20 protein-coding genes are annotated in these 24,964 nt (G+C 39.9%); 6 read left to right on the plus strand and 14 right to left on the minus strand.

What is annotated here, in order from left to right; genetic code table 11:
• Positions 1-7: 7 nt before the first annotated feature.
• Together ligA and pcrA are read right to left on the minus strand one after the other, a co-directional pair.
• Positions 8-2,026, minus strand: a complete 2,019-nt coding sequence (gene ligA, locus A5875_RS05615; protein WP_088934638.1) for an NAD-dependent DNA ligase LigA — start codon at positions 2,024-2,026, stop codon at positions 8-10.
• A gap of 44 nt (positions 2,027-2,070) precedes the next feature.
• Positions 2,071-4,308 (minus strand): DNA helicase PcrA, encoded by a 2,238-nt coding sequence (gene pcrA / locus A5875_RS05620; protein WP_088932709.1) that lies wholly within the window; start codon positions 4,306-4,308, stop codon positions 2,071-2,073.
• A gap of 152 nt (positions 4,309-4,460) precedes the next feature.
• Between pcrA and A5875_RS05625 the strand changes: the two genes are divergently transcribed.
• Positions 4,461-6,035 carry a ClC family H(+)/Cl(-) exchange transporter gene (locus A5875_RS05625; RefSeq protein ID WP_088932710.1) on the plus strand — a complete coding sequence of 525 codons (1,575 nt, stop codon included), beginning with the start codon at positions 4,461-4,463 and terminating at the stop codon, positions 6,033-6,035.
• Between the two features lie 7 nt (positions 6,036-6,042).
• Here the strand turns inward: A5875_RS05625 and A5875_RS05630 are convergent, their stop codons facing one another.
• Positions 6,043-7,503: an alpha-amylase gene (locus A5875_RS05630; RefSeq protein ID WP_088932711.1), complete on the minus strand. Its 1,461-nt coding sequence runs from the start codon at positions 7,501-7,503 to the stop codon at positions 6,043-6,045.
• A 157-nt stretch (positions 7,504-7,660) separates the two neighbouring features.
• Here A5875_RS05630 and A5875_RS05635 point away from each other — a divergent pair, with 157 nt between their 5' ends.
• Genes A5875_RS05635 through A5875_RS05645 form a run of 3 tightly spaced genes read left to right on the plus strand, consistent with a single transcriptional unit; the run spans position 7,661 to position 11,306 of the window.
• A complete protein-coding gene (locus A5875_RS05635; protein WP_088932712.1) occupies positions 7,661-8,413 on the plus strand; it encodes a DeoR/GlpR family DNA-binding transcription regulator in 753 nt (250 codons plus the stop codon).
• A complete protein-coding gene (gene pfkB / locus A5875_RS05640) occupies positions 8,410-9,324 on the plus strand; it encodes a 1-phosphofructokinase (protein WP_088932713.1) in 915 nt (304 codons plus the stop codon). Before A5875_RS05635 ends, pfkB begins: the two co-directional genes overlap by 4 nt.
• A 56-nt stretch (positions 9,325-9,380) precedes the next feature.
• Positions 9,381-11,306: a PTS fructose transporter subunit IIABC gene (locus tag A5875_RS05645; RefSeq protein ID WP_088932714.1), complete on the plus strand. Its 1,926-nt coding sequence runs from the start codon at positions 9,381-9,383 to the stop codon at positions 11,304-11,306.
• A gap of 45 nt (positions 11,307-11,351) precedes the next feature.
• Here the strand turns inward: A5875_RS05645 and A5875_RS05650 are convergent, their stop codons facing one another.
• Complete coding sequence (locus A5875_RS05650; RefSeq protein WP_088932715.1) at positions 11,352-11,537, minus strand: hypothetical protein; 186 nt, start codon at positions 11,535-11,537, stop codon at positions 11,352-11,354.
• Between the two features lie 201 nt (positions 11,538-11,738).
• Positions 11,739-13,067: a hypothetical protein gene (locus A5875_RS05655; RefSeq protein ID WP_088932716.1), complete on the minus strand. Its 1,329-nt coding sequence runs from the start codon at positions 13,065-13,067 to the stop codon at positions 11,739-11,741.
• A gap of 134 nt (positions 13,068-13,201) precedes the next feature.
• On the opposite strand from A5875_RS05655, the gene A5875_RS23555 reads away from it, so the two are divergent.
• A complete protein-coding gene (locus A5875_RS23555) occupies positions 13,202-13,354 on the plus strand; it encodes an SPJ_0845 family protein (protein ID WP_010744997.1) in 153 nt (50 codons plus the stop codon).
• Here A5875_RS23555 and yihA read toward each other — a convergent pair.
• From yihA to A5875_RS05700, 8 genes are all read right to left on the minus strand, one after another.
• Entirely contained in the window at positions 13,351-13,947 is a 597-nt protein-coding gene (gene yihA / locus A5875_RS05665) for a ribosome biogenesis GTP-binding protein YihA/YsxC (protein WP_088932717.1), read from the minus strand. The two genes, A5875_RS23555 and yihA, sit on opposite strands and share 4 nt — an antisense overlap.
• 53 nt (positions 13,948-14,000) lie before the next feature.
• Positions 14,001-15,248: an ATP-dependent Clp protease ATP-binding subunit ClpX gene (gene clpX, locus A5875_RS05670; RefSeq protein ID WP_088932718.1), complete on the minus strand. Its 1,248-nt coding sequence runs from the start codon at positions 15,246-15,248 to the stop codon at positions 14,001-14,003.
• A gap of 152 nt (positions 15,249-15,400) precedes the next feature.
• Positions 15,401-16,774: a GH25 family lysozyme gene (locus A5875_RS05675; protein ID WP_088932719.1), complete on the minus strand. Its 1,374-nt coding sequence runs from the start codon at positions 16,772-16,774 to the stop codon at positions 15,401-15,403.
• A gap of 277 nt (positions 16,775-17,051) precedes the next feature.
• Positions 17,052-18,335 carry a trigger factor gene (tig, locus tag A5875_RS05680; RefSeq protein WP_088932720.1) on the minus strand — a complete coding sequence of 428 codons (1,284 nt, stop codon included), beginning with the start codon at positions 18,333-18,335 and terminating at the stop codon, positions 17,052-17,054.
• Positions 18,336-18,438: 103 nt separating this feature from the next.
• On the minus strand, positions 18,439-19,362 hold the full coding sequence (locus A5875_RS05685) for a hypothetical protein (protein WP_088932721.1): 924 nt from the start codon (positions 19,360-19,362) through the stop codon (positions 18,439-18,441).
• Entirely contained in the window at positions 19,359-19,904 is a 546-nt protein-coding gene (locus tag A5875_RS05690; RefSeq protein ID WP_088932722.1) for an RDD family protein, read from the minus strand. Before A5875_RS05690 ends, A5875_RS05685 begins: the two co-directional genes overlap by 4 nt.
• A gap of 2 nt (positions 19,905-19,906) precedes the next feature.
• Entirely contained in the window at positions 19,907-20,935 is a 1,029-nt protein-coding gene (gene sppA, locus A5875_RS05695; RefSeq protein WP_088932723.1) for a signal peptide peptidase SppA, read from the minus strand.
• 10 nt (positions 20,936-20,945) lie between these two features.
• Positions 20,946-21,233, minus strand: coding sequence for a hypothetical protein (locus A5875_RS05700; RefSeq protein WP_088932724.1), 288 nt, complete (start codon positions 21,231-21,233; stop codon positions 20,946-20,948).
• Positions 21,234-21,717: 484 nt separating this feature from the next.
• Between A5875_RS05700 and glmS the strand changes: the two genes are divergently transcribed.
• The gene (gene glmS, locus A5875_RS05705) at positions 21,718-23,526 is read left to right on the plus strand and encodes a glutamine--fructose-6-phosphate transaminase (isomerizing) (protein WP_088932725.1); all 1,809 of its coding nucleotides are present in this window, start codon (positions 21,718-21,720) and stop codon (positions 23,524-23,526) included.
• A gap of 77 nt (positions 23,527-23,603) precedes the next feature.
• On the opposite strand, the gene glmM is transcribed toward glmS, so the two are convergent.
• On the minus strand, positions 23,604-24,959 hold the full coding sequence (gene glmM, locus A5875_RS05710) for a phosphoglucosamine mutase (RefSeq protein ID WP_088932726.1): 1,356 nt from the start codon (positions 24,957-24,959) through the stop codon (positions 23,604-23,606).
• Positions 24,960-24,964: the final 5 nt, after the last annotated feature.

Raw genomic sequence — 24,964 nt, forward strand, 5'->3', positions numbered from 1 at the left:
AAACTGTTTAGTCCGTCTGACTTTCTTCAATAGCTTGGATCATTTGTTTTTCGTCCCAGACTTCAATACCCAAACTTTGTGCCTTTGTCAGCTTACTCCCAGCTTCTTCGCCGGCGACCACAATATCAGTCTTTTTAGAGACACTGCCGGTTACTTTTCCGCCAAGATTTTGAATTTTTTCTTTTGCTTCCTCACGAGTATAATCGATCAGCTTGCCCGTCAGTACAACCGTTTTGTCTTTAAATGGTGACTCGATTTCTGCTAATTGACTTCTCCGGATTCCATTATATTTGAGATTTACACCTCGTTCAGCTAGTTCTTGCATCAGCTCATGGACTTCTTCATTTTCAAAGTAGGTCACAACACTGTCCGCGATCGTTTCCCCAATCGTGTTTAGATCAACGATTTCTTCTTTAGTTCCTTTGCTCATCGCTTCAAGACTGCCGAAATGCTCGGCCAATATTCCCGCGGCTTTCGCACCTACATGGCGGATACCTAATCCAAAAATCAAACGTTCTACTGAGTTTTCACGACTAGCATCAATCGCTTGTAAAATATTTTTGGCCGACTTATCTTTGATCTTATCCAAAGTCAGTAACTGTTCCTTATCTAATGCATAGAGATCAGCTACATCAGAAACTAATCCCTTATCAAACATTTGCGCTAACACGCGAGGCCCTAAACCTTCGATATTCATCGCATTGCGGGAAACAAAATGGCTTAATCCTTCTTTGATTTGTGCAGGACACTTCGGATTGATGCAACGAAGCGCTACTTCTTCATCCAAATGAACTAATTCACTGTCACAGATTGGGCAATGGGTAGGTACTGGATAAGGTTCGCTGTCTGCTGGTCGTTTTTCCAGAATGACTTGTGCTACTTCAGGAATAATATCACCAGCTTTGTAAACTAGAATGGTATCCTGCAAACGAATATCCTTTTTCTCGATATAATCACTATTATGAAGACTTGCGCGACCAACTGTCGTTCCTGCTAATCGCACTGGCTCCATGATTGCTGTAGGTGTCAAAACACCGGTGCGGCCAATCGTCCAATCAATGTCTAGTAAAGTCGTCTGAGCCTCTTCAGGGGGAAACTTGTAGGCTGTGGCCCAACGCGGGGCTTTTACAGTGAAACCTAATTCATCCTGCAAATCAAATTCATTTACCTTGATTACAATACCGTCGATTTCGTAAGGCAATTGATCTCTTGTCTCATGAAAGGTTTCAATATAGTCCCAAACTTCATCGATCGTATCACAAACCCGATGTTCAGGATTTGTTCGGAAGCCCAGACGAGACATTTCATTCAGTGCATGATCTTGTGTCGTAGATTCCAGCGGGCCGAAATCAGCAAGTGTATATAAAAACGTACTCAAATTCCGCTTAGCTGCAATCCGTGTATCTAATTGTCGTAAACTTCCAGCAGCAGCATTGCGAGGATTCGCAAAAACTTCTTTGCCTTCTTCTTCCCGCTGTTGATTCAGTTTCACAAATGAAGACTTAGGCATATAGCACTCACCGCGAACTTCGATGGATAAAGGTTCCTTCAATCGTAACGGAATTGATTTCACTGTTTTTAAATTCTCTGTAATATTTTCACCAACTGTTCCATCGCCTCGGGTCGCTCCTTGAACAAAGACCCCATTTTCATATTTTAAGGAAATAGATAAGCCGTCGATTTTTAACTCGCAGCAATAAGAAACCGGATGGCCTAAAGCTTTCTTTACACGTTCATCAAAGGCAATCAACTCTTCTTTGCTAAAAACATCATTTAAGCTATATAAAGGAATATCGTGCACAACTTTTTCAAAGCCTTCTAACACTTTTCCTCCAACTCGTTGGGTAGGTGATTCGGGTGTGATCAAATCAGGGTACTCTGTTTCGATCTCAACTAATTCTTGATACTTTTTATCGTAAACAAAATCTTCCACCGAGGGTTGATCTTGCACGTAATATTCATGGGCATATTGATTCAGTTCGTCGCGGAGTTCTGCCGAGCGTTTTTCCGCCGCTTGAAAGGTCATTGATTCCAAGAAGGTCCCTCCTAATTTATTTTATATGGAAAGTTTTAGATTTTTTCAATTGGTGCAAAAGCAGCTAACAGCCTTTTGACACCTTGCTGTGGAAATGCGATATCTAATTCAACGTCTTTAGCATTACCACTGACTTTTACTACAGTCCCTACGCCCCATTTCTTATGCTGAACTTTATCACCAGGGTTCCAACTTTCATTTTCTCCCCCAGATGCTGTCTTGCTAGTAACAGGTTCACGTGTAGCATGCTGATATTTTGGCTGCATGACTTTACTTTGGAACGGATTACTGTAGCTCACTTTAGGTTGAGGCTGCATACCGACAGCGTTTAATAAACTGTCGTCAATCTCAGCGACAAAACGGGAAGGCTGGTTGTATTGAGTTTTTCCATAAAGGGTCCGGGAAAACGCATTGGTCAAATACAAACTTTCTTCGGCACGAGTAATTCCGACATAGGCAAGACGACGTTCCTCTTCTAGTTCGGCTTCTTCCATTAAAGAACGGGAAAGCGGGAAAATTTTTTCCTCCATACCGATTAAAAAGACAATAGGAAATTCTAGTCCTTTCGCTGCATGCAGCGTCATCAAAGTGACTTGCGCACTTTCTTCTTGATAATCATCTAAATCTGATACTAAGGCTAGATCATTTAAGAATACCGCTAATTTTTCTTCGGGTGCTTCTTCTTCATCTTGTGTCTCATTACGTTTATCAAATTCTTGCGTGACAGTTCGAAACTCCTCTAAGTTTTCTAAACGCGACTCAGCTTCTAAGGTACGTTGATTTTTTAATTCATCTAAATAACCAGTCCGCTCCAATACTTGGTCAACTAAATCAGTCACTGGCAAATAAGTAACCATTTCTTGGAACTGTGTGATCATCGTGCCGAATTCACCGATCATACGACCCGCTTTACCTGAAATATTAGCCAAATCAATATTCTGTGCAGCTTCTACCATCGACCAATCATGCATCGCTGCAAAGCTTCTTAGCTTTTCAACAGAAGCAGCGCCGATCCCGCGTTTAGGAGTATTAATCACGCGTTCAAAGCTGACGCCGTCTCGAGGATTATTGATGATATTCAAATAGGCGATAATATCTTTGATTTCTTTACGATCATAGAATTTATGTCCGCCAACCATCGTGTAGGGAACGTTTGATTTTACTAACGTATCTTCAATCACCCGTGATTGGGCATTGGTTCGATACAATACTGCAAAATCATTGTAGCTTCGATTATTGCTTTGAATTTCTTCTTTGATCTTGCTGACGATAAACTGCGCTTCATCTCGTTCACTATCGGCACGATAATACGTGATTTGTTCGCCAGCCTGATTGTCCGTCCAAAGGCTCTTGTCACGCCGATTACTGTTATTTTTAATAACTTGGTTGGCCGCATCTAGGATACTTTTTGTTGAGCGGTAATTTTGTTCTAATAAAATAACAGTTGCATCGTTGTAATCTTTTTCAAAATCCAAAATATTCTGCATATCCGCACCGCGCCAGCCGTAGATACTTTGATCGGCATCTCCTACGACACATAAGTTGCGAAAGCGTGCCGCTAGCATATTTACTAAGGTATATTGAGCATGATTGGTATCTTGATATTCGTCGACATGCAGGTAATGAAATTTATTTTGATAATAGGTCAAAACTTTTTCATTTTCTTCGAACAAGCGAATCGTGTTCATAATTAAATCGTCAAAATCCATACTTTGATTATTTCTCAGAGCTTTTTGATACGCATCGTAGCAGCGTGCCACAATTTCCTCAAAGAAAGAACCTTGCCGTTCAGCGTAGGTTTCTGGTGTCAGAAGCTCATTTTTGGCATTGCTGATTGCTCCTAAAATCGAGCGCGGATCATATTTTTTGGGATCAATGTTTAATTCTTTTAGAATTCGCTTCATTAAGGTTAATTGATCTGAACCATCCAAGATCGTAAAATTCCGGTCATAACCAATCGCATCTACATCGCGCCGTAAGATTCTTACACACATCGAGTGAAAAGTCGAAACCCATACATCCTCGCCGCCCTGACCTAGAATGCTGTTAACCCGTTCCTTCATTTCCCTTGCTGCTTTATTGGTAAAGGTGATCGCTAGGATATTCCAAGGATTCACATTTTTTTCTTCTATTAAATAAGCAATACGATGGGTCAGAACTCGCGTCTTTCCACTTCCTGCCCCCGCCATAATCAATAACGGTCCTTCGGTATGAAGCACCGCCTCTTTTTGTTTAGGGTTTAGTCCTGCTAACAACTCCTGTTTGTTTGGCATGCAAAACGTCCTTTCTCTATTCAATCTTTTTTATTATAGCATCTCAGAAAGTTTCGCGACACTAGCAACATTTCAAAAAAACGAATTCATTGAATGATACTTGTTTTTCTTATAAATTCGCGCTAAGTTTAATAAGGGTATGGAGGGAAAACATGAAGAACGAACATGAAATTAAACGTTTAGATAGTACCAAAGTCATTTTTATTTTAAAGGGTGTCCTGATCGGAGCGATCGCCGGCGTTATCGTCAGCCTTTTTCGACTGCTGATCGAAAAAATGATGGAACACATCGTTACTCTTTACCAATGGTTCCACGACAATCCTTTATGGTTAATCCCTTGGGCTTTAGTGATGCTGGCATTTGCCAATATCGTTGGAGCCTTGATGAAATCAGAGCCAAATATCAAGGGCAGCGGAATCCCGCAGGTTGAAGGAACCTTGCAAGGCGAGATCAAGCTCAATTGGTTTTCCATTCTTTGGAAAAAATTTGTCGGCGGAGTATTATCAGTCGGCTCTGGTCTATTTCTCGGCCGAGAAGGTCCTTCCATCCAGTTAGGCGCAATGGTGGGACAAGGCTTCGGTGAGTACACACATGCCTCTACTTCGGAAAAAAAAATTTTTATTTCCAGCGGTGCGGCAGCTGGATTAGGCGCGGCTTTTAATGCCCCAATCGCTGGTTTGCTTTTTGTGATAGAGGAAGTGCATCATCATTTTTCGCCTTTAATTTGGCTTACTTCACTGACGGCAGCCTTAACCGCAAATTTAGTGTCATTGAACTTTTTCGGTTTAAAGCCAGTTTTATTCATTGCGAATGTTCCTTCGCTGCCATTGAAATATTATGGTTTATTGATTCTGCTGGGAGTTATTTTAGGGGTTCTCGGGTATGTTTATCAAGTGGTCCTTTTAGCGCTGCCGCAAATCTATAAAAAGACCCATTTACCAGACTATCTTTATGGGATTATTCCATTTCTATTAATTATTCCTATCGCTTTCTTTTTCCCGCTTTACTTGGGCGGAGGAAATCAAATCGTTTTAGCCATTGGTGAAAATGTGTTTCCCTTAACCGTGCTGATTTTTTTATTTTTCCTACGCTTCATTTTTTCAATGGTTTCTTATGGGGCAAATCTTCCGGGAGGGATTTTTTTGCCGATTCTAACTTTGGGGGCTTTGATCGGCGGGATTTATGGAACTATTTTGCACCAATGGTTTGGTTTAGATTCGATGTTGATCCGTGACTTTGCAATCTTTGCGATGGCTGGCTACTTTACCGCTATCGGTAAAGCCCCGTTGACTGCGATTATTTTAGTAACTGAAATGGTCGGCAACATCACTCATTTAATGCCGCTGGCTGTTTGTTCCTTAACAGCTTATATCATCAATGATCTATTAGGCGGAAATCCAATTTATGAGTCATTACTTGAACGTCTGCTTAATGGACATCTGCCCAGTATTACTGGAAATAAGACGATCATTGAATTCCCTGTTACTGCCGAAAGTACATTGGATGGCACGATGGTAAGAGACTTTAACTGGCCGAAGGAAATGCTATTGATTTCGATTCGACGAGGCTCGGCAGAAATATTGACCCATGGCGATACCGTCATGAAGGTTGGAGATCTGTTAATGATTCTGACAGATGAAGGCTACACGCAAAAAATCACCAAACAGATTCGCGAGCGTTCCGACGCAGCGATCGCCAAAATACAAGACAAAGCAATACGAGGCTGAGCTATGCTCAACCTCGTATTTTTTCTGCTAATTTTTCATTTACATAAACAGATACCTGTCCATCGTTGACCGGAAATATTCCTTGACCGTTTTCATCTAAAACAACTTTTGCCTCATTATTTCCTAACAAGTCGACAAACGTTGCTCCTTCGTGAATCGCACTGACGGTCATTTCCTTTTGCCCGCCTTTTGCGTTAGTCATGATAATCGCCGCACCAGATTCAGCATCGTCAAAATCGCCTGTCAATGTCCAACCAATCACATCTGGATCATCAAAATAATCTGCTTGATTACCGAAGTTTAGGGTTTCACGTAATTTAATCAAGGCATTCAGTCCTTCTCCAACTGCCTCGGCATTTTCAGTTCCATAAAGATCACCCCAGAAAACAACCGGGGTTCCTTCGTTTCTCAACAAGATCAGGCTATAGGCGTGTAATTTGAACCAGCCTTCAACCCACGATTCTAAGCTTTGCCCATGCTGGGTATCGTGGTTGTCGACAAATGTTACGGCCCAGTCAGGTCGTGTTTCAATCAACGTACCGGCAAAGATTTGCCGCATGTCGAATGCTCCCATAGTCGAAGCTGCTTGAAATAGATTAAAGTGCAGCGGTACATCGAAAAGTGAAATCAAGTTGCCAGACGAATCTAAATATTCTTGCAGCTTCTCTAATTCGTCAGACCAATACTCGCCGACGACAAAAAGCTCTTCAGCTTTTTCTTCGCGTCGATGTAAAATCCAATCAACGAACAAATCAAATCGAATATGCTTTACAGCATCCAACCGATAGCCGTCAACACCGGTCAACTCTTGATACCATTTACCCCATTTGTCTAATTGTTCAACCGTTTCAGGATTTTCCATATCCAGGTTGCAGCCCATCAAGTAGTCAAAGTTCCCATTCTCATCATCGACTTTCGGCTCCCAGCCTTTATCGGCAAAATTAAAAATCGCATGATCTTTTTCACGTGCATCATAATCAACGCCAGAAAAATTCTTCCAGGTCCATTGATAGTCATTATATTTTCCTTTTCGGCCGGGAAAAGTAAATTTTGTCCACGCTTCGATTTCCTCTTCACCTGAACTTGGCTTGGTTCGATCATCAAAGTGATAAGAAACTGCAGAAACCACTTCTGTTTCATCCGCTCCCATAAAATGATCGAAAACGATATCCGCATAAATCTTTAATCCTGCCTTCTTCAATGCAGCGATACTGCTTAAATATTCTTCCTTTGTTCCGTACTTCGTAGCAATGCTGCCTTTTTGATCGAACTCACCCAGATCATAAAGATCGTAAGTTCCGTAACCAACATCATTGGCTCCCTCTGACCCTTTATATGCTGGCGGCATCCAAATTGCGTTCAATCCCAAATGATGCAGCTCTTCCGCTTTTTCGGCTAACGTTTTCCAGTGGTTGCCGTCTGCAGAAAGATACCATTCAAATCCCTGTAAAATTGTTTGTTTTCTCATAACCTTCACCTCTATATCCATCATACCTAAAATGAGAGTTCTTTCATAATAAGACGACCCGAAAAATAATTTTTAAATGTTTTTGAACGTTTATGACTGTTTGTGGTTGAATTGGAAAAACAATTGTGGTAGTATTTCAATTGAAGGAGGATTGAAAATGCTTACAGAAGAACGACATAGAAAAATAATTGACTGGCTAGAACGTGATGGATTAGTAAAATCACAGGATTTAATCCAATGGTTACATTCCTCAGAGTCGACAGTTCGCAGAGATTTACAGGAATTGGAAGATATGGGAATGTTAGAACGCATCCATGGCGGTGCGAAACGTCCGCAACATTTAGAGCAAGAACTGGGCATGATTGAAAAATCAGCCAAAAACGTTCAACAGAAGAAATTAGTTGCCAAGTACGCAGCAGACTGCATCACTGAGGGTGACGTAATCTATCTGGACGCCGGTACAACGACTTCTGAAATGATTCCCTTTCTGAAAGATCGTGCAGTTACGGTTGTAACGAATTCCGTTGGTCTTGCCGCTCACTTAGTTGAAGCGCAGATCGCTACGATCGTCTTGGGCGGCCGCATAAAACTTACTACTGACGCAGTTGTCGGCTCACAGGCGTTAGAACAATTAAAGCAATATCGTTTCAATAAAGCCTTTATGGGTATGAATGGTGTGCATCTCGACAGCGGCTACTCTACTCCCGACCCTGAAGAAGCGATTTTGAAAAGAGCAGCGATCCAGCAAGCAGAAGAAGCTTTTGTTCTTGTTGATCACAGTAAGTTTAACCAAACCAGCTTTGTCAGTGTCGCGCCGCTATCAGCAGCTTCAATCCTCACAGATACCTGTCCTTTGGTTATTCACGATCAAATCACAGAGCAAACTACCTTGAAGGAGGTTTCTGTATGATTTATACAGTGACACTAAACCCATCGATCGACTATATTGTTCACGTCGATCAACTTGCGATTGGCGATGTCAATCGAATGAAAAGCGATTTGAAATTACCCGGCGGAAAAGGCATTAACGTTTCACGAATCTTAAAACGAATCAATAATGAATCCACAGCCTTAGGTTTCCTTGGTGGTTTTACCGGAAACTTTATTAAAGAATGGCTGGAACGTGAGACTATAAAGACAAACTTTACACCAGTAGCTGACGATACACGAATCAATATCAAGTTAAAGGCCAATGAAGAAACTGAGATCAATGGACAGGGCCCGGTCGTTTCAGCGGATAAAATGAATGAATTAAAAAAAGTGTTGGCTCATTTAACTGCTGACGACATCGTGGTGTTATCAGGCAGCAAACCAGCCAGCATACCAACCGGCTTTTATCAAGAATTAATTGAAATCATTAAAGCTCAAGGTGCTGCTTTTGTCATTGATACCACTGGTGCTGATTTGATGGATGCTTTAGAAAAGAGTCCTTTATTAGTGAAACCAAATAATCATGAATTAGCAGATCTATATCAAACAACATTCCACTCAGTAGAAGATATTTATCCTTTTGGTCAACGTTTATTAGATGAAGGTGCTCAACATGCTCTGGTTTCTATGGCTGGCGACGGTGCATTACTTTTTACCAAAGATGGGATTTACCGTTCAAATGTTCTAAAACGCCCTGTTAAGAATTCTGTCGGCGCAGGCGACTCAATGATTGCTGGTTTTGTCGGCAACTTCACTAAAACACAAGACCCTGTTGAAGCATTCAAATGGGGCGTCGCTTGCGGCAGTGCCACTACTTTTTCCGATGATTTAGCTACCGCAGAGTTTATTCAAGAATTATTACCAGAAGTACAGATCACAAAAGTAAACTAATTTGGATCTTCCCTTCTGTAAAAATATGTATCAAATTAAAATTTGGAGGAATTATGATGGATATTAACGACTTATTGATCAAAGATGCCATGATCATGGATTTGCAAGCGACAACTAAAAAAGCAGCAATCGATGAAATGGTTCAAAAAATGTATGATGCCGACCGGATTTCAGATATCGCTGTATATAAAGAAGGCATTTTAAACCGTGAAGCGCAAACGTCTACTGGTCTAGGCGACGGCATCGCTATGCCTCATGCGAAAAACAGCGCCGTAAAAGAAGCAACCGTTTTATTCGCTAAAAGTAAAAATGGTGTAGATTATGAATCACTAGATGGTCAGCCTACTTACCTATTCTTTATGATCGCTGCTCCAGAAGGTGCCAATGATACTCACCTTCAAGCCTTGGCTGCACTATCCAGACTTTTGATTAACCCTGATTTTGTAGCAAAACTAAAGGCTGCGGAAACTCCGGATCAAGTTCAGGCAACCTTTGATGCTGCTGAAAAAGCAAAAGCTGCAGAAGAAAAAGCTGAAGCCCAAGCAGATGCAGAAGAAAAAATCAAAGACACGAATCGCCGCTACGTTGTTGCCGTAACAGCCTGCCCTACTGGTATCGCCCATACATACATGGCCGAAGACGCTTTGAAGAAAAAGGCGAAGGAAATGGGCGTGGATATCAAAGTTGAAACAAACGGCTCTGAAGGAATCAAACATCGTCTGACAGATGAAGAGATTGCTCGTGCCGACGGAGTTATCATAGCCGCAGATAAAAAAGTTGAAATGAATCGTTTCAATGGAAGAGAATTAGTTAACCGACCTGTCAGCGATGGGATTCGCAAACCAGAAGAATTAATCAACTTAGCGTTGAGCGGCAAAGCCCCTGTGTATCACGGAAGCGGAGAAGATACTTCTGCTGATGAAGAAAAAAGTGATAACGGAACTGTAGGTCAACAGATCTATAAAGATTTAATGAACGGCGTTTCTCATATGCTGCCATTCGTTATCGGCGGCGGGATCATGATTGCATTATCCTTCATGATCGACCAATTTATGGGTGTGCCTCAATCAGAACTTGCGAATCTAGGTAATTACAATCAAGCTGCCAGCTGGTTCAACCAAATCGGCGGTGCTGCATTTGGCTTCATGCTTCCTGTCCTTGCTGGATTTATCGCATCAAGTATCGCTGACCGTCCTGGTTTGATCGCAGGTTTTGCTGCTGGTGCTTTAGCTAACGCCGGTGGTGCTGGATTCCTAGGTGCATTAATTGGCGGTTTCCTAGCTGGTTATGTCATCATCTTCTTGAAGAAATTGTTTAAAAACTTGCCTAAATCACTTGAAGGAATCAAGGCAATTCTTTTCTACCCATTCTTCGGCTTAATGATTACCGGCTTCTTGATGCTATTAGTCAATGTTCCCATGAAAGCAATCAATGACGGCTTAAATGGTTTCTTAACTGGACTAAGCGGCTCAAACGCTATCTTATTGGGTGCTTTACTTGGCGGAATGATGGCGATCGACTTAGGCGGTCCTATTAACAAAGCTGCATATGTATTCGGAACTGCCACTTTAGCTTCAACTGTTGCTCAAGGCGGCTCAATCGTGATGGCAGCTGTTATGGCCGGCGGAATGGTTCCTCCATTAGCTATTTTCGTTGCTACTCGTTTGTTCAAAAACAAATTTGAAAAGAGCCAAGTTGACGCTGGTTTGACGAACATCGTCATGGGGCTTTCCTTTGTAACAGAGGGCGCAATTCCTTTTGCCGCAGCCGACCCTATCCGTGTGATCCCAAGTTTCGTCGTTGGTTCAGCTTTAGCTGGCGGTTTAGTTGGTGCTGTAGGGATCAAATTGCTTGCTCCTCACGGCGGAATCTTTGTTGTTCTGCTGTTGAGCCATCCATTGCTTTACCTTTTATTCATCGCCATCGGTGCGATCGTTTCAGGCGTTATCTACGGTTTAGTTAAAAAGCCGGTAGCACAATAACAAAATAAAAAATCCACTCTCTAATTTGCGAGAGTGGATTTTTTATTACATCCAGCGATCTTTTCTATGAACGCGGACTGGTTGAGGTTTAGGTTTGACCGCAAATAGGATCATACCAATAAAGAAAACTGCAATTGACAAAGGAATTTCTAATGATGCAAGCGGCAACGCAAAAATTATTCCAACGATCAGTAAACAACTACCCATAATCTTGATATATCTTTGATCCATAGCAAACCTCTCCTTTTTTAAATTAAAGAACTAATTTTCACATAGTATACACTACCCGAGTTTCTAAAGCTCTGATATTGCTCAACTACAGCACCTGTAAAATTCCACATCTAGATGTGTATAAGAGACAGAGTATACACTACCCGAGTTTCTAAAGCTCTGATATTGCTCAACTACAGCACCTGTAAAATTCAGCCCCTCTTAAATTTCAAGTATATCCAATTGATTTTTAGCCGACACCTTCTTTTGATCTATAAACGAAACGATCAAGTGCTTGGCTTCTTTCTCCAAGGAAAACGTAAGCGAATCATTTTTACGACTCACCTGATGAATCGTCATATCCTTTAATGCCGACTTCAATTCTTCCAAAGGAAAATCCAAGAAGGCCTTTTTAGGAATAAACAGTTGTAAAACAGCCGTATAATCCTTGTAGCGCATATCCTGAATCTCAAACTCGATCGAATCCCGAATATAATATTCAAAAGCGGCCAAGCCCTTATCCAAAGTCAGCTCTGGATACAAAATATGGTAATTCATCATCCGTTCACTCTCATCATCGATCCAAGGAAAATAAGCTAACGCATTCAATCCGCCCTTCATCCGATTGACTCGATATTGATTCGTTAAAAAATTATAGGTACGAGTCACAAAGTAAGAGGCTTCACTTTTTTCCGTTGGTTGAAATTGATCATTTTGATATTGAACTGTTTGAATCACTGTATCCTCAAAAGCAAATTCAATATACGGCTGCTTCAGCAATCCCACACCATTCGTATAAGATAACTGAGATATTCCTAATTGATCACGAAATAGCTGTTGAAACCGCAGATTCGCCTCTTCTTTCCATTGAAAAGGATCCTTATATAACTCAAAAAACACACCCGCACCCAGCTCAGCAACCTCTTCTACTTGTTGAACCTCTAGCAACAACTGCTTAGCAAAAAGCTTTTTGTAAGGAGCTCCCAAGAATAACCACCAGCAAGCAGTCAAACAAACTCCCTTATAAAAAACATCATAGCCAGGAAAAGCATTGCAATCGACAACGACATCACCATTAAGCCCTTTCATTTTCGGTAAAGCATTGGTCTCCTCTGCTGTTTCGAAGGTTCTTCGCTTAGCTAATTCGCTGGTATTATGATACAAATATTCCTCGTAAGAACGAATGTACGCAAAAAAACCATGTTCAATCAACCGAGCCTTCAAATAATCCAAATAGACGTTTTCCCAATAATAGAAATTTTTCTCTTTTAGAATAGCTTTTTCGAACAGCGTTTCTCCTAATATATGAATCGTCATTTCCTCTTCTTGATTCTTCAACTGAAGCCAACAATCTTCCTTCGTACCAAACTCATCAATCACCTGTTGTAAGTGACCAGGATCAAAAGACTGCTCTTTCCCATTAATCAACATTTTCTCTGGTTCCAGCAATAGACGACTCATGACTAACCAATCTCTGGTCTTCATTTGGATATCGGCTTGCTTTAAATCGTAAAGCTGGCTGACACTGTAAATCTTCTGATTATTTCCCATTGCCTTCCCCTTTCTCATTGCTCTATTATAATTATATCTTAAAGATTTAAAAAACCCTATGAAATTGACTACGAAGTTTGAAAAAATTGTATACTATAATAAATTGTGTTAAAACTAAAAATGGAGGTGTTCAAATGGGCTTGAAATTTGAAAAAACCGATGATTTAGATAAATTATTCGAATCGTTTGTCGTAGATCCAGACAAAAAGGTACAAAAAGACGAAGACATCCAGAAGTTCTTAAAACCAAAAACTGAACAAAATGATAAAAAAAAGGATCAGGCTTAAGCCTGATCCTTTTCGATTGCCGCTTCAATTGCCTGCCATGCTTCTTCTTTTCCTTTTTTTGTCTGAGAAGAGAAAAGAATGAAGGTGTCATTCGGATCGAAATCCAATTTCTTTTTGATAGCACTCGTATGCTTATTCCATTTTCCGCGAGGAATCTTATCTGCCTTAGTGGCAACAACAATCACAGGAATACCATAATACTTTAAAAATTCATACATTTGAATATCTTCTTTACTTGGATCATGACGTGCATCGACTAACGATACGACCGCACGCAATTGTTTGCGAGACGTAATGTAGGTTTCGATCATCTCTCCCCATTTCGCCCGTTCTGTTTTAGAAACCTTCGCATATCCATAGCCTGGTACATCAACAAAATGCAAGGCATTTTCGATCAAATAGAAATTCAAGGTTTGTGTCTTGCCGGGTTTCCCTGAAGTTCGAGCTAAATTTTTCCGGTCAATCAATGTATTGATAAAAGAAGATTTACCAACATTCGAACGTCCAGCCAAAGCAATCTCAGGCAAATCCGTTTCAGGATATTGTTTCGGTGAGACCGCACTAATCACGATCTCTGCATTATGCACTTTCATTCTTTCACGCCTTTCAAAAAGGGTTCACAAATTACTTTGTGAACCCTCACTTGCTAACCTGCTTTTTTCTTATTGTTATGGTACTCGATGATCGGTTTTCCAGATCCTTCAACAGAATCTTTTGTCACGATTACCTTTTCGATTGATTCGTCAGAAGGAATGTCGAACATGACATCCATCATAACATCTTCAATAATTGAACGTAATCCGCGAGCCCCTGTATTGCGAGCAATCGCTTTGTCGGCAATCGCATTCAAGGCGTCGGCATCAAATGCTAAATCAGTATCATCATAAGAAAGTAATTTTTGATATTGCTTAACTAACGCATTTTTTGGTTCAGTCAAAATCCGTACCAAATCTTCCGTAGTCAACTTCTCTAATGCAGTCGTTACTGGTAAACGCCCAATAAATTCAGGAATCAAACCAAATTTCAATAAATCCTCTGGGATGATCTGCTGCATAATACTTGCATCTTCATCGATTTTTTTATTGTTTTTACCAAAACCAATCGTTTTTTCGCCTAAACGATTTTTAACGATTGTTTCAATTCCATCGAATGCTCCACCGACAATAAATAGAATATTCGTTGTGTCGATCTGGATGAATTCTTGATGCGGATGCTTGCGTCCTCCTTGAGGTGGAACACTAGCAACAGTTCCTTCAAGAATTTTAAGCAATGCTTGCTGGACACCTTCACCTGAAACATCACGAGTGATCGAAACATTCTCACTCTTACGGGTGATTTTGTCTATTTCGTCGATATAGATAATTCCTTTTTCTGCGCGTTCAACATTGTAATCGGCAGACTGTAAAAGCTTCAATAGAATATTTTCAACATCTTCACCGACATAACCGGCCTCAGTTAGACTCGTCGCATCAGCGATGGCAAACGGTACATTCAGTGTTCTTGCCAATGTTTGAGCTAAGAATGTTTTACCAGAACCTGTTGGTCCAATCAAACAAATATTGCTTTTTTGCAACTCAACATCGTCAAGCCCATCATTTTCAGTATTCACTCGTTTATAGTGATTATACACTGCAACCGATAACGCTCTTTTCGCCCGATCTTGTCCAATAACATATTGATCTAAAACATCCAATAGTTCTTTGGGTTTTGGCACATCAATAAATTCACGAATAGCTTCTTCATGGAATTCTTCATCTATAATCTCTTTACAAAGGTCGATACACTCATTACAAATGTAAACTCCTGGACCCGCAACAACTTTTTTTACTTCTTCTTGGGTCTTTCCGCAAAATGAACAGCGGACTGTTTCACCTGCGCCTGTGCTTTCATACATGGCTGTCACCTCTTGCTTCTTTCTCTACAAGTGTTTCCACGATTGCAGTCTTTATCTATAATAACATAAAGCATAAAAAAGACAAAGAAACCGAAGCCAAATAAAAAGGAAATCTAAAGAAAAAAGTTCTCGAAAAATCGAGAACTTTTTGTCTATTTTGCATACCAAGCCAAGCCTTCGTATTTCCAGCCATGCTTCACTAAATTATTTTTTTCATTGGTATTTAATGTATAGTGATGGGAACCTGCTTTTGCATTCGGATTATATAATCGATGCAAAGCATTTGAACCGCCAGAATACCAAGAAATCCCTTCATAACGCCAGCCCTTTTTAATCAGATTATCCTTCTCATAAGCGTGCAGCGTGTAATGATGATCTCCGGCATTTGGATTATACAGCCGATAAACTGGATTACCTGATGTTGGTCCATTCCAGCCGATTCCTTCATATCTCCAACCCTTAGAAACTAAATTATTTTTTTCAGCAACATTTTGTGTATAGAAATGTTCGCCGCTATTTGGATTGTACAGTCGATACATTTGTATACTATTTGCTGGAGGTGTTGTTGCTGGATTACTAAAAGTAGACGTATAATCCGCATTGATATCAAAGTTTCCGCTAATTCCAGGGAATGAAAATTGCGAAGACCATTGCCAAGCACCATATTGAGTATAGAAATTCGTCGTTGAAAGATTATATGGATATGCAGCCACCCAGATATTTTTATTACCGATAGTTGCAGCATTTATCCGACCAGTAGTCAGCCAGTTCAATCCAATATAATGGCGTACATTTCCGTAACCCAAGGCCTTCAAGCGATTTTCAAAAGCTCTGGAGTTATTCGTATGGTTCCCTTTACCAAGAATTTGAGGTTCCTCGATATCGTTTACCATAACTGCACCGCTGCTCAAACCGAATTTCTTAGCAGCCGCAGCAAAATAATTTGCTTCTGCAACAGCCTGAGCATCACTTGTAAACCAGCTATAGTGGTATGCAGAAACCTTCATCCCTGCTGCCATGGCATTGTTGATCTGTGATTGAGCATAAGGATTTATATAACTCGTTGCTTCTGTTAACTTGACAACTACCCCTGTAACGCCGTAACTTTTCATTTTTTGGAAGTTCGCAACAGAGATATTTCCGTTATGAGAGGAAATATCAATAAAACTCTTGCTTGGTGTATTAGCATTCGTCGCAGATACAGAAGGTAATGATGCGAACAATTGAATCGTTGGATACAGATCTGAACGTCCTCTAGGTAAAGACATCGTACCTTCAGCCGTTTCGATCTGTGTCTCTGGTACAATTGCTTCGTCTGCATCCGTACTCTCTGTTGTTTGTTCCGCTGCGCTACTTTCAGTTGATTCTATTGTTGGTTGTGAAGCGGCTTCAGTTGAATCAACTGTCGAAGAACTTTCAACCGTTTGTTCATTAGGTACTACTTGACTCACTTCAGCAAAAGCTGGTGATACAAAGCTCAAGCATAAAACTGATAAAAAACATAAACCTAAAATTTTTTTCTTCATTTTCTCCTCCTTAGTGAATTTAAGCACAAATTACTTTTTATAATTTAAAACGAGAAATAACCTCATTTCATTAATAATTCAATATTACCAAATTTAAGAGCTATTTTGAAGGTATTCGTTATAAACATCTATAAAAAAAGTGAAAACTAATTTTTTAAACTTTTTTAATCGTGGTCATTTCTAAATCATTCAAAGGTTAAAAGTAAAAAAATGTGGCGTAAAATTACGCCACATCCCTAAATAAAGCAATTTGCTCATTTAATTTTTAGTAATAGAATTATTTTTCTACAGCTGTTCCAGTTACTAGTTCAACTGCTTTTTTCATTTTGATGTCATGTTCTAACATATCTTCTGTTAATACGCGACGGATTTGGTCTTCTGGCATTTGGTACATTTCAGCCAAATCTTTGATTTCTTTAGCGATATCTTCTTCAGAAGCTTCGATTTTTTCTGCTTCAACAATAGCTTCCATCACTAAGTTTGTTTTAACTCGGCCTTCTGCTTCACCTTCAAATTGTGTATGAAGATCTTCTTCAGTAGAGCCAGTTAATTGATAGTACATTTCTGGAGAGATTCCTTGACGTTGCATGTTGTTTAAGAACTCATCCATTGAACGATGAACTTCATCGTGTACCATTACGTGTGGAAGTTCAACGATTTCAGCATTTTCAACAGCTTGCTTGATTGCAGCTTCGTCTTTTGCTTCTTTCGCAGCTTCTTCTTTTTGTTTAGTTAGTTCATCACGATATTTTGCTTTTAATTCATCTAAAGATTCCACTTCTTCATCAACATCTTTAGCAAAATCATCATCTAATTCAGGCAATTCTTTCGCTTTCACTTCATGAATCGTTACTTTAAAGATAGCTTCTTTACCAGCTAAATCTTCAGCTTGATAATCTTCTGGGAAAGTAACCGTTACATCTAAGTTTTCTCCTGCTTTGTGACCAACTAATTGTTCTTCAAAGCCAGGAATGAATGAACCAGAACCTAATTCAAGAGAATAGTTTTCGCCTTTTCCGCCTTCAAATGCTTCATCTCCAACGAAACCTTCAAAATCGATTACTGTAGTATCTCCATTTTCAGCAGCTTCATCTTCTTTGATTACTAATTCTGCTTGAGATTCTTGTTCTGATTTCAAACGTGCATTTACATCTTCGTCTGAAACTTCAACATCTTGTTTTGGAACTTCTAATTCTTTGTAATCCCCTAATTTAACTTCAGGTTTCACAGTAACTTCGGCTTTGATGACCCAAGCTTCGCCTTTTTCCATGCTGTCTACGTCAATTTTTGGTTGAGAGACTGGATCAATGCCTGCTTCTTTTACAGCAGCTTCATAAGCTGTTGGTAATACATCATTCAAAGCATCTTCGTACAAAGCTTCTTCACCGTACATCCGGTTAAATACTTGGCGAGATACTTTTCCCTTACGGAAGCCAGGTACATTAAGATTTTTTTTCACTTTGTTGAATGCATTTGTTAATCCTTTTTGGATCTCAGTTTGTTCAATTGAGAATGTTAACACACCATCATTGGTGCCTGTTTTTTCAAAATTTGCAGTCACGTTTGTTCCCTCCGAATACTAATATACTTGCATTTTGCATACCATTAAATATTACACTACTGATTGTGAATTGTAAATATAAAGCTTTTACTCTCGGCATTTTTTAATGATAATCGAACAGCAGTTGTTTTATTTTCCCACGGATTGCTTCAATCCCTCCATCAAGCGGTTCTCTCCACTCGGAATACTCGGACAAATAACTAGCAACCCAAGCCTCAGGGTTCATGAAAGAACTCTGCAGCGGATATAAAAATGCCATTTCTACCTTCATCTGTTCCAGTAAACTTGATAATAAAACTGGATTATCATCGCCCAAATATTCATCTAATCGAGCTTCGATACTATTTTGTAAGGAATCATCAAATCCGGAATTCGCTGGAGACAGCTCTGCGATTTCATCTTGAATAGTTAAATAGCGAACCTTTTCGGTAACTCCAACACGCGCCAAGCTTTCAAATAAATAGCTGCGAACTAATGGCGCTATCTGAGGATCCAGCATAAATTTTTCAGCTAACGATTGTAACTGTTCTTCAGGCAACTGCTTAATTTTTCGAACCATCACTAGCTGCTCCATCGCTTTCATTGAGGGCAGCTGCTTTAATTCGGCTTCAATCTGTTTGATTACCGCTTGCTGTTGCCGTTGATAAAAGGCCTCTTGATCGTCAATACGCATTGACCAAAAATTTTTTTGCTCTTCTGTTAAGAATTTAGCCTTTTGTGCCCGCCACAGAAATTCACGAGCAGCGAAAAACTTTTGAGAATACAGTTGAATCTGTATAAATAAATCGATCGTTTCCGGTGTTTCAAGGTAGCTCTCTGATTCTTCTTCTGCGTATTCTAAAGCAGCAGAAAACTCCCCTTGCTCTAGAGCTAAACTGGTAATTAAACGGTTTAGTTTAGGCGAAGGATTTTCCTGATAAGCTTGTTTATAATTCTCTAATGCCTGCGAATAATTTCCTGCAGAAAAAGCGTCTTCCGCAAGTGTTAAATAATAGTGATCATTGTTTGGAAATTCAATTGGATTCATTCTTGCATAAAACCCTCTCTAGCTGCTAATAAGTTTAACGTCACAACACTTGTTTCTGAAAAATAATCTCCGATGTGTTGTTTATTTGGCGTAAAAATAGTTACAAGATAGCCTAACATAAAAAACGATCCTCGTAGAATAAAACGACAAGCACCTTCACGAACCAAAACTGTTTGCCAGCTTAATTCCTCTTCAGTAAAACAAACGACCCTGATTCCAAAAACCATCTTGCCAATTGTTTGGCCGTGGTTCATTTTTGTCAGCAAAATAAAATATGCTAAATAAATCAAAAGTGTTAAAAATCCATAAAGGCTGAATAATTCTGAACTCTTTTCTACATTGAGTAAATTTGCAGGTAATCCTAGAACGATTCTCGTAATTGCCGAGATACAGAACAAATCTAACAGGTAAGCAAAAAGACGAATCCAGAAGCCTGCATAGAAATAATCTGGATAATGATGAAATTGACGCTGCCGTTGTTTCTTCTCTAGTAATTGAGTTACAGGTCCTACTGCAGGTCTTTGACTACTTTCAACTGACATGGCTACTCACCTCCGTAGAGATACATTGCTTTAGGAGCTTGAGGAGTACCGACACTCTCAACGATATTTCTAATCAATTCTTCTTGGGATGGCTTGATCCCTTGAAGTTCAGCCAAACTGTTCCCCAACCATGTATTCATAAAATTAGTAGAACCGTTTGTATAAGATACAACTTTTGCTCCGCTCAAATTCTGATCTTTTTTCAAAGCCTGCAACGCTTGGTCAGGATAGCCGATATCATCTATTAAGCCGTTGTCAAGAGCCTGCGCTCCATCGTAAATTCTCCCATCAGCTAATTTACGCACTTGTGCTTCATCCATATCCCGTCCTTCAGCTACAGTCTTAACGAAGCGTCCGTACATGCTATCTACAAAAGCTTGCAGGACTTCTTTGTCTTCTTTCGTTTGAGGTCGAGAGGATGAACCGATATCCTTTAAAGCCCCGCTTTTAATTGTCGCATCAGTAATACCTAGTTTCTCCATCAAGCCAGAATAATTCATACTAGACATTATTACGCCAATAGATCCCGTCATAGTATCCTCTGTAGCAAAAATCCGGTCCGAGTTCGCAGCAATATAGTACCCGCCGCTAGCCGCTTGGCTTTCCATCGAAGCGTAGATTGGAATGTTCTTGTCTTTTTGAATCTCCTTTAAAGCTCTCGTAATTTCTGCCGTCTCATATACCGAACCGCCAGGCGAGTTGATTTCCAACAAAACACCTTTAACAGTTGAATCTTGTTTGATTTTATCTAACTGTTTCATAAACGAGCTATGATTATACCCGTCGGTAGAAAACAAACCGCTGGTACCATCATTGATGATCGTCCCCTCTACTACTAACTTAGCAATTTTTTCTGTACTCGATCCATCTTCTTCTACTTGTTCTTTAGGTTCATCATTTCCATATAGTATTTCATTGACTTGGCTAAGTTCCTTTTTACTATCGTTGCTACGACTGATCGTTGATGAGATCACTGAAAAGATTAACAGCACTACTGCAATACCTACTGCCACCCAACGTCTTTTATTCATTTTTTTCCTCCTAATATAAGTTACGTATAATCAAGACTTTTTCTACTGGTCCCTCAGCCTTCATTTTTTTCGCTTTTTCCGTTAAAGAGTAGCCGCCGAAAAATTCATGAGTCAAAGGATCCTCAATTTCAAAAGTTTGCGCGTCCTCAATACTCAAAGCATCAGGGATGATTTCTTGAATACTATCCCAGCCAGTATCTAGGAAAATTTTTGTTTCATCACTGATTTCAGGATTGTCAGCAAGCTGCTCTAAAAATTTGCGTAATTCACCAATTGTTAAATTTTCTGGTCGATTCATATTGTTTTCCCCTCTCGTTTGATTTTTGTGAAAAATGATTTTCACAAAAAAATCGTCTATCGTAAGTAAGCAAGTTTTCTAAACTACAAAATGCACTCTTGGAAACCGCTCCTTAAATGATACTTCTCTATTTTACCTTATTCTTCTAACAGATGAAATGAAGAAGCAACTTTGTTTTTCAGATCCTCATTTTCACAAATTTCATATATACCAATTATCTAAAAATAAAAAAAAGTTTGACTATTCGGAAAGTATGTATTATATTAGTCATTGTTTCCGATGTTAAAACAAAAAAAATCTTAGATGTACCAATAAGATAGCGCCAGACCTTTTTTAAGGTGACGAGGAAGAAGCTAATCGAAATTTTCGGCGGGTGGCTTCAGGGTTGCTGTGCTCTACAGACTATTACAAAAACTTTATAAAAGAACAAAAAAGTAGTCAGACAGCTCGGAAACATATAATGACAGGAAAGTAGGAAGACATTATGTGTGGAATCGTAGGAATTGTAGGAAATGAGCAAGCGACAAGTATTTTGGTGAATGGATTAGAAAAATTGGAGTATCGTGGTTATGACTCTGCTGGTATTTTCGTAGCAGATCAAAATGAGGACTTTTTGATCAAATCTCAAGGACGCATCAAAGAATTAGCAGAAAAAATTGGTTCTGATGTTCATGGTTCAATCGGAATTGGTCATACGCGTTGGGCAACTCACGGCGAACCAAGTGAAGAAAATGCTCATCCCCATACTTCACAAAGCAAACGATTTGTTTTGGTCCATAACGGTGTGATCGAAAATTACGATGAATTGAAGGAAAAGTATTTAGCAGATGATAGGTTTTACGGCGAGACAGATACTGAAATTGCTGTTCATTTAGTTGAATACTTTGCAGAACAAGGCCTTTCAACAAAAGACGCCTTTCGTAAAGCGTTAAAAGAGATTCGCGGTTCTTATGCTTTTGGTTTAATCGACAAGAACGATCGTGAAACAATCTATGTTGGAAAAAATAAGAGTCCATTATTAATCGGATTGGGCGACGGATTTAATGTCGTCTGCAGCGATGCCATGGCAATGTTGGAACAAACCAATCAATTTGTCGAAATCAATGACGGCGAAATGGTTATCGTGACAAAAGAACGGATTGAAATCGAAGACGAAGCCGGCAATGAAATTCAACGTGCCCCATACGAAGCTAAAATCGATCTTTCTGATATGGAAAAAGGAACTTATCCTTACTACATGCTGAAAGAAATCGATGAACAGCCTGCTACGATGCGTCGGATCATCAGTGAATATACCGATGAAACAGGAACCGTCGTAATCGAAGACGAATTGTTGCAAAGTTTATTAGACAGCGACCGGATTTATATCGTTGCCTGCGGTACAAGTAATAATGCTGGTTGGGCAAGCAAACAAATTATTGAAGGTCTAGCGAATATTCCAGTTGAGATTCATTTATCTAGTGAGTTTGGTTATAATATGCCATTGCTTTCAGAAAAGCCATTCTTTATTTATTTGACTCAAAGCGGAGAAACTGCAGATAGTCGTCAGGTGTTAGTTAAGACCAATAAATTAGGGCACCCGTCTCTTACTGTAACAAATGTTGCTGGTTCGACTTTATCTCGTGAGGCAAGCTATACTATGCTCTTGCATGCTGGTCCAGAGATCGCTGTAGCTTCTACCAAGGCCTACACAGCTCAAATCGCGGCTTTAACTGTTTTAGCTAAAGCTGTCGGTGAAGCGAAAGGTGTAGTCGCGGCGAAAGAATTCGATTTAACAAAAGAATTAGGGATCGCTGCTAATGCAATGGATGTAATGATCGCAGAAAAAGCCATGATTGAAGAAATTGCTGAAGAGTCTCTAGCAACGACTCGCAATGCTTTTTATATCGGTCGTTCCGAAGATTATTATGTTTCTATGGAAGTTGCTTTAAAACTAAAAGAAATTTCTTATATCCAAGCTGAAGGCTTTGCTGCCGGCGAATTAAAACATGGAACGATCGCTTTAGTTGAAGAAGGTACGCCAGTTATCGGCATCATTACTGAAGCCGTAACTGCTCCTCATACTCGCGGCAACCTGCGGGAAGTAGAAAGCCGTGGGGCTCACACATTAGTGATCGTCTCTGAGGAGTTAAGTAAAGATGGAGATCAAATCATCTTGCCAATCGTTCATCAATTCTTGCGTCCGCTTGTCTCTGTAATTCCAGGGCAGCTGATCGCATACTATGCTACATTGTTACGTGGTTACGACGTTGACAAACCTCGTAACTTAGCAAAATCAGTTACAGTTGAATAATCAAAAAAGGTTGAGAAATTCTCAACCTTTTTTTTACGCAGAAAAACGCCCGACCATTCAAGATCGGGCGTCTCTTATTAATCTAAGCCAATTTCCTCACGAACAACTGCTGCGATTTTGTCTACATAGTAATCAACTTTTTCATCTGTTGGTGCTTCAGCCATGACACGCAATAACGGCTCTGTTCCTGAAGGACGAACCAAGATGCGGCCATCGCCATTCATCTCTGTTTCTGCTTCTTCAATGGCCTGTTTGATTGCCGGTACATCCATCGCACCATATTTATCGCTAACACGAATGTTCACTAATTTTTGCGGATAGATTGTCACTTCACCAGCTAGCTCAGAAAGTTTTTTGCCTGTTTGTTTCATGATGTTTAATAACTGTACTCCGGTTAACATTCCGTCACCGGTTGTATTGTAATCCAAGAACAATACATGGCCAGACTGTTCACCACCAAGGTTATAGTCATTTTTACGCATTTCTTCAACCACATAACGGTCTCCAACTTGGGTAATCACATCTTCCAAACCGATTTCTTCAATCGCTTTATGGAAACCTAAATTGCTCATTACTGTAGTCACTACAGTATTTTTTTTCAAGCGTTTGCGTTCTGCTAAATATTTTGCACAGATAAACATGATACGATCACCATCGATAATATTTCCCAGCTCATCGACTGCAATCACTCGATCGCCATCGCCATCAAAAGCTAAACCAGCATCCGCACCTTTTTCAACGACCATTTTAGCTAATTCTTCCGGATGCGTCGAACCAACCCCAGCATTGATGTTCAAACCGTTTGGTGAAGTTCCCATCGTGTAAAAGTCTGTTTCTAAATCTGCAAATAAACGGTTGACGCTAGTAGATGTTGCTCCATTAGCTGCATCAACACAAACAGTTAGACCTGATAGATCTCCTGAAATTGTTTGTACAAGAAATTGTGAATATTTCAAAAGGCCTTCATGGAATTCATCTAGAGTTCCTAACCCTTCCGCTGACGGACGAGGCAGCGTGTCTTCTTCTGCATCAATCAATGCTTCGATCTCAGCTTCTTGCTCATCCACTAATTTAAAACCGTCTCCACCGAAAAATTTGATTCCATTATCTTCTGCAGGGTTATGAGATGCAGAGATCATTACACCAGCAGATGCTTTTTGTAATCTTGTTAAATAAGCTACTCCAGGTGTTGAGATTACGCCAAGCTGAAAAACTTCGATTCCTACAGATAACAATCCAGAGATCAAAGCTGTTTCTAATAATTCTCCTGATATTCGAGTATCGCGTCCAACTAACACTCGTGGACGATCTTCACTTTCATGATGCTGGCTTAAAACATAACCGCCGCAACGACCTAATTTAAACGCTAGTTCAGGTGTTAACTCCTTATTCGCGATTCCGCGTACTCCGTCTGTTCCAAAATATTTCCCCATTAAAT

This window comes from Enterococcus sp. 3H8_DIV0648 (assembly GCF_002140655.1).
Classification (GTDB): Bacteria; Bacillota; Bacilli; order Lactobacillales; family Enterococcaceae; genus Enterococcus_A; species Enterococcus_A hulanensis.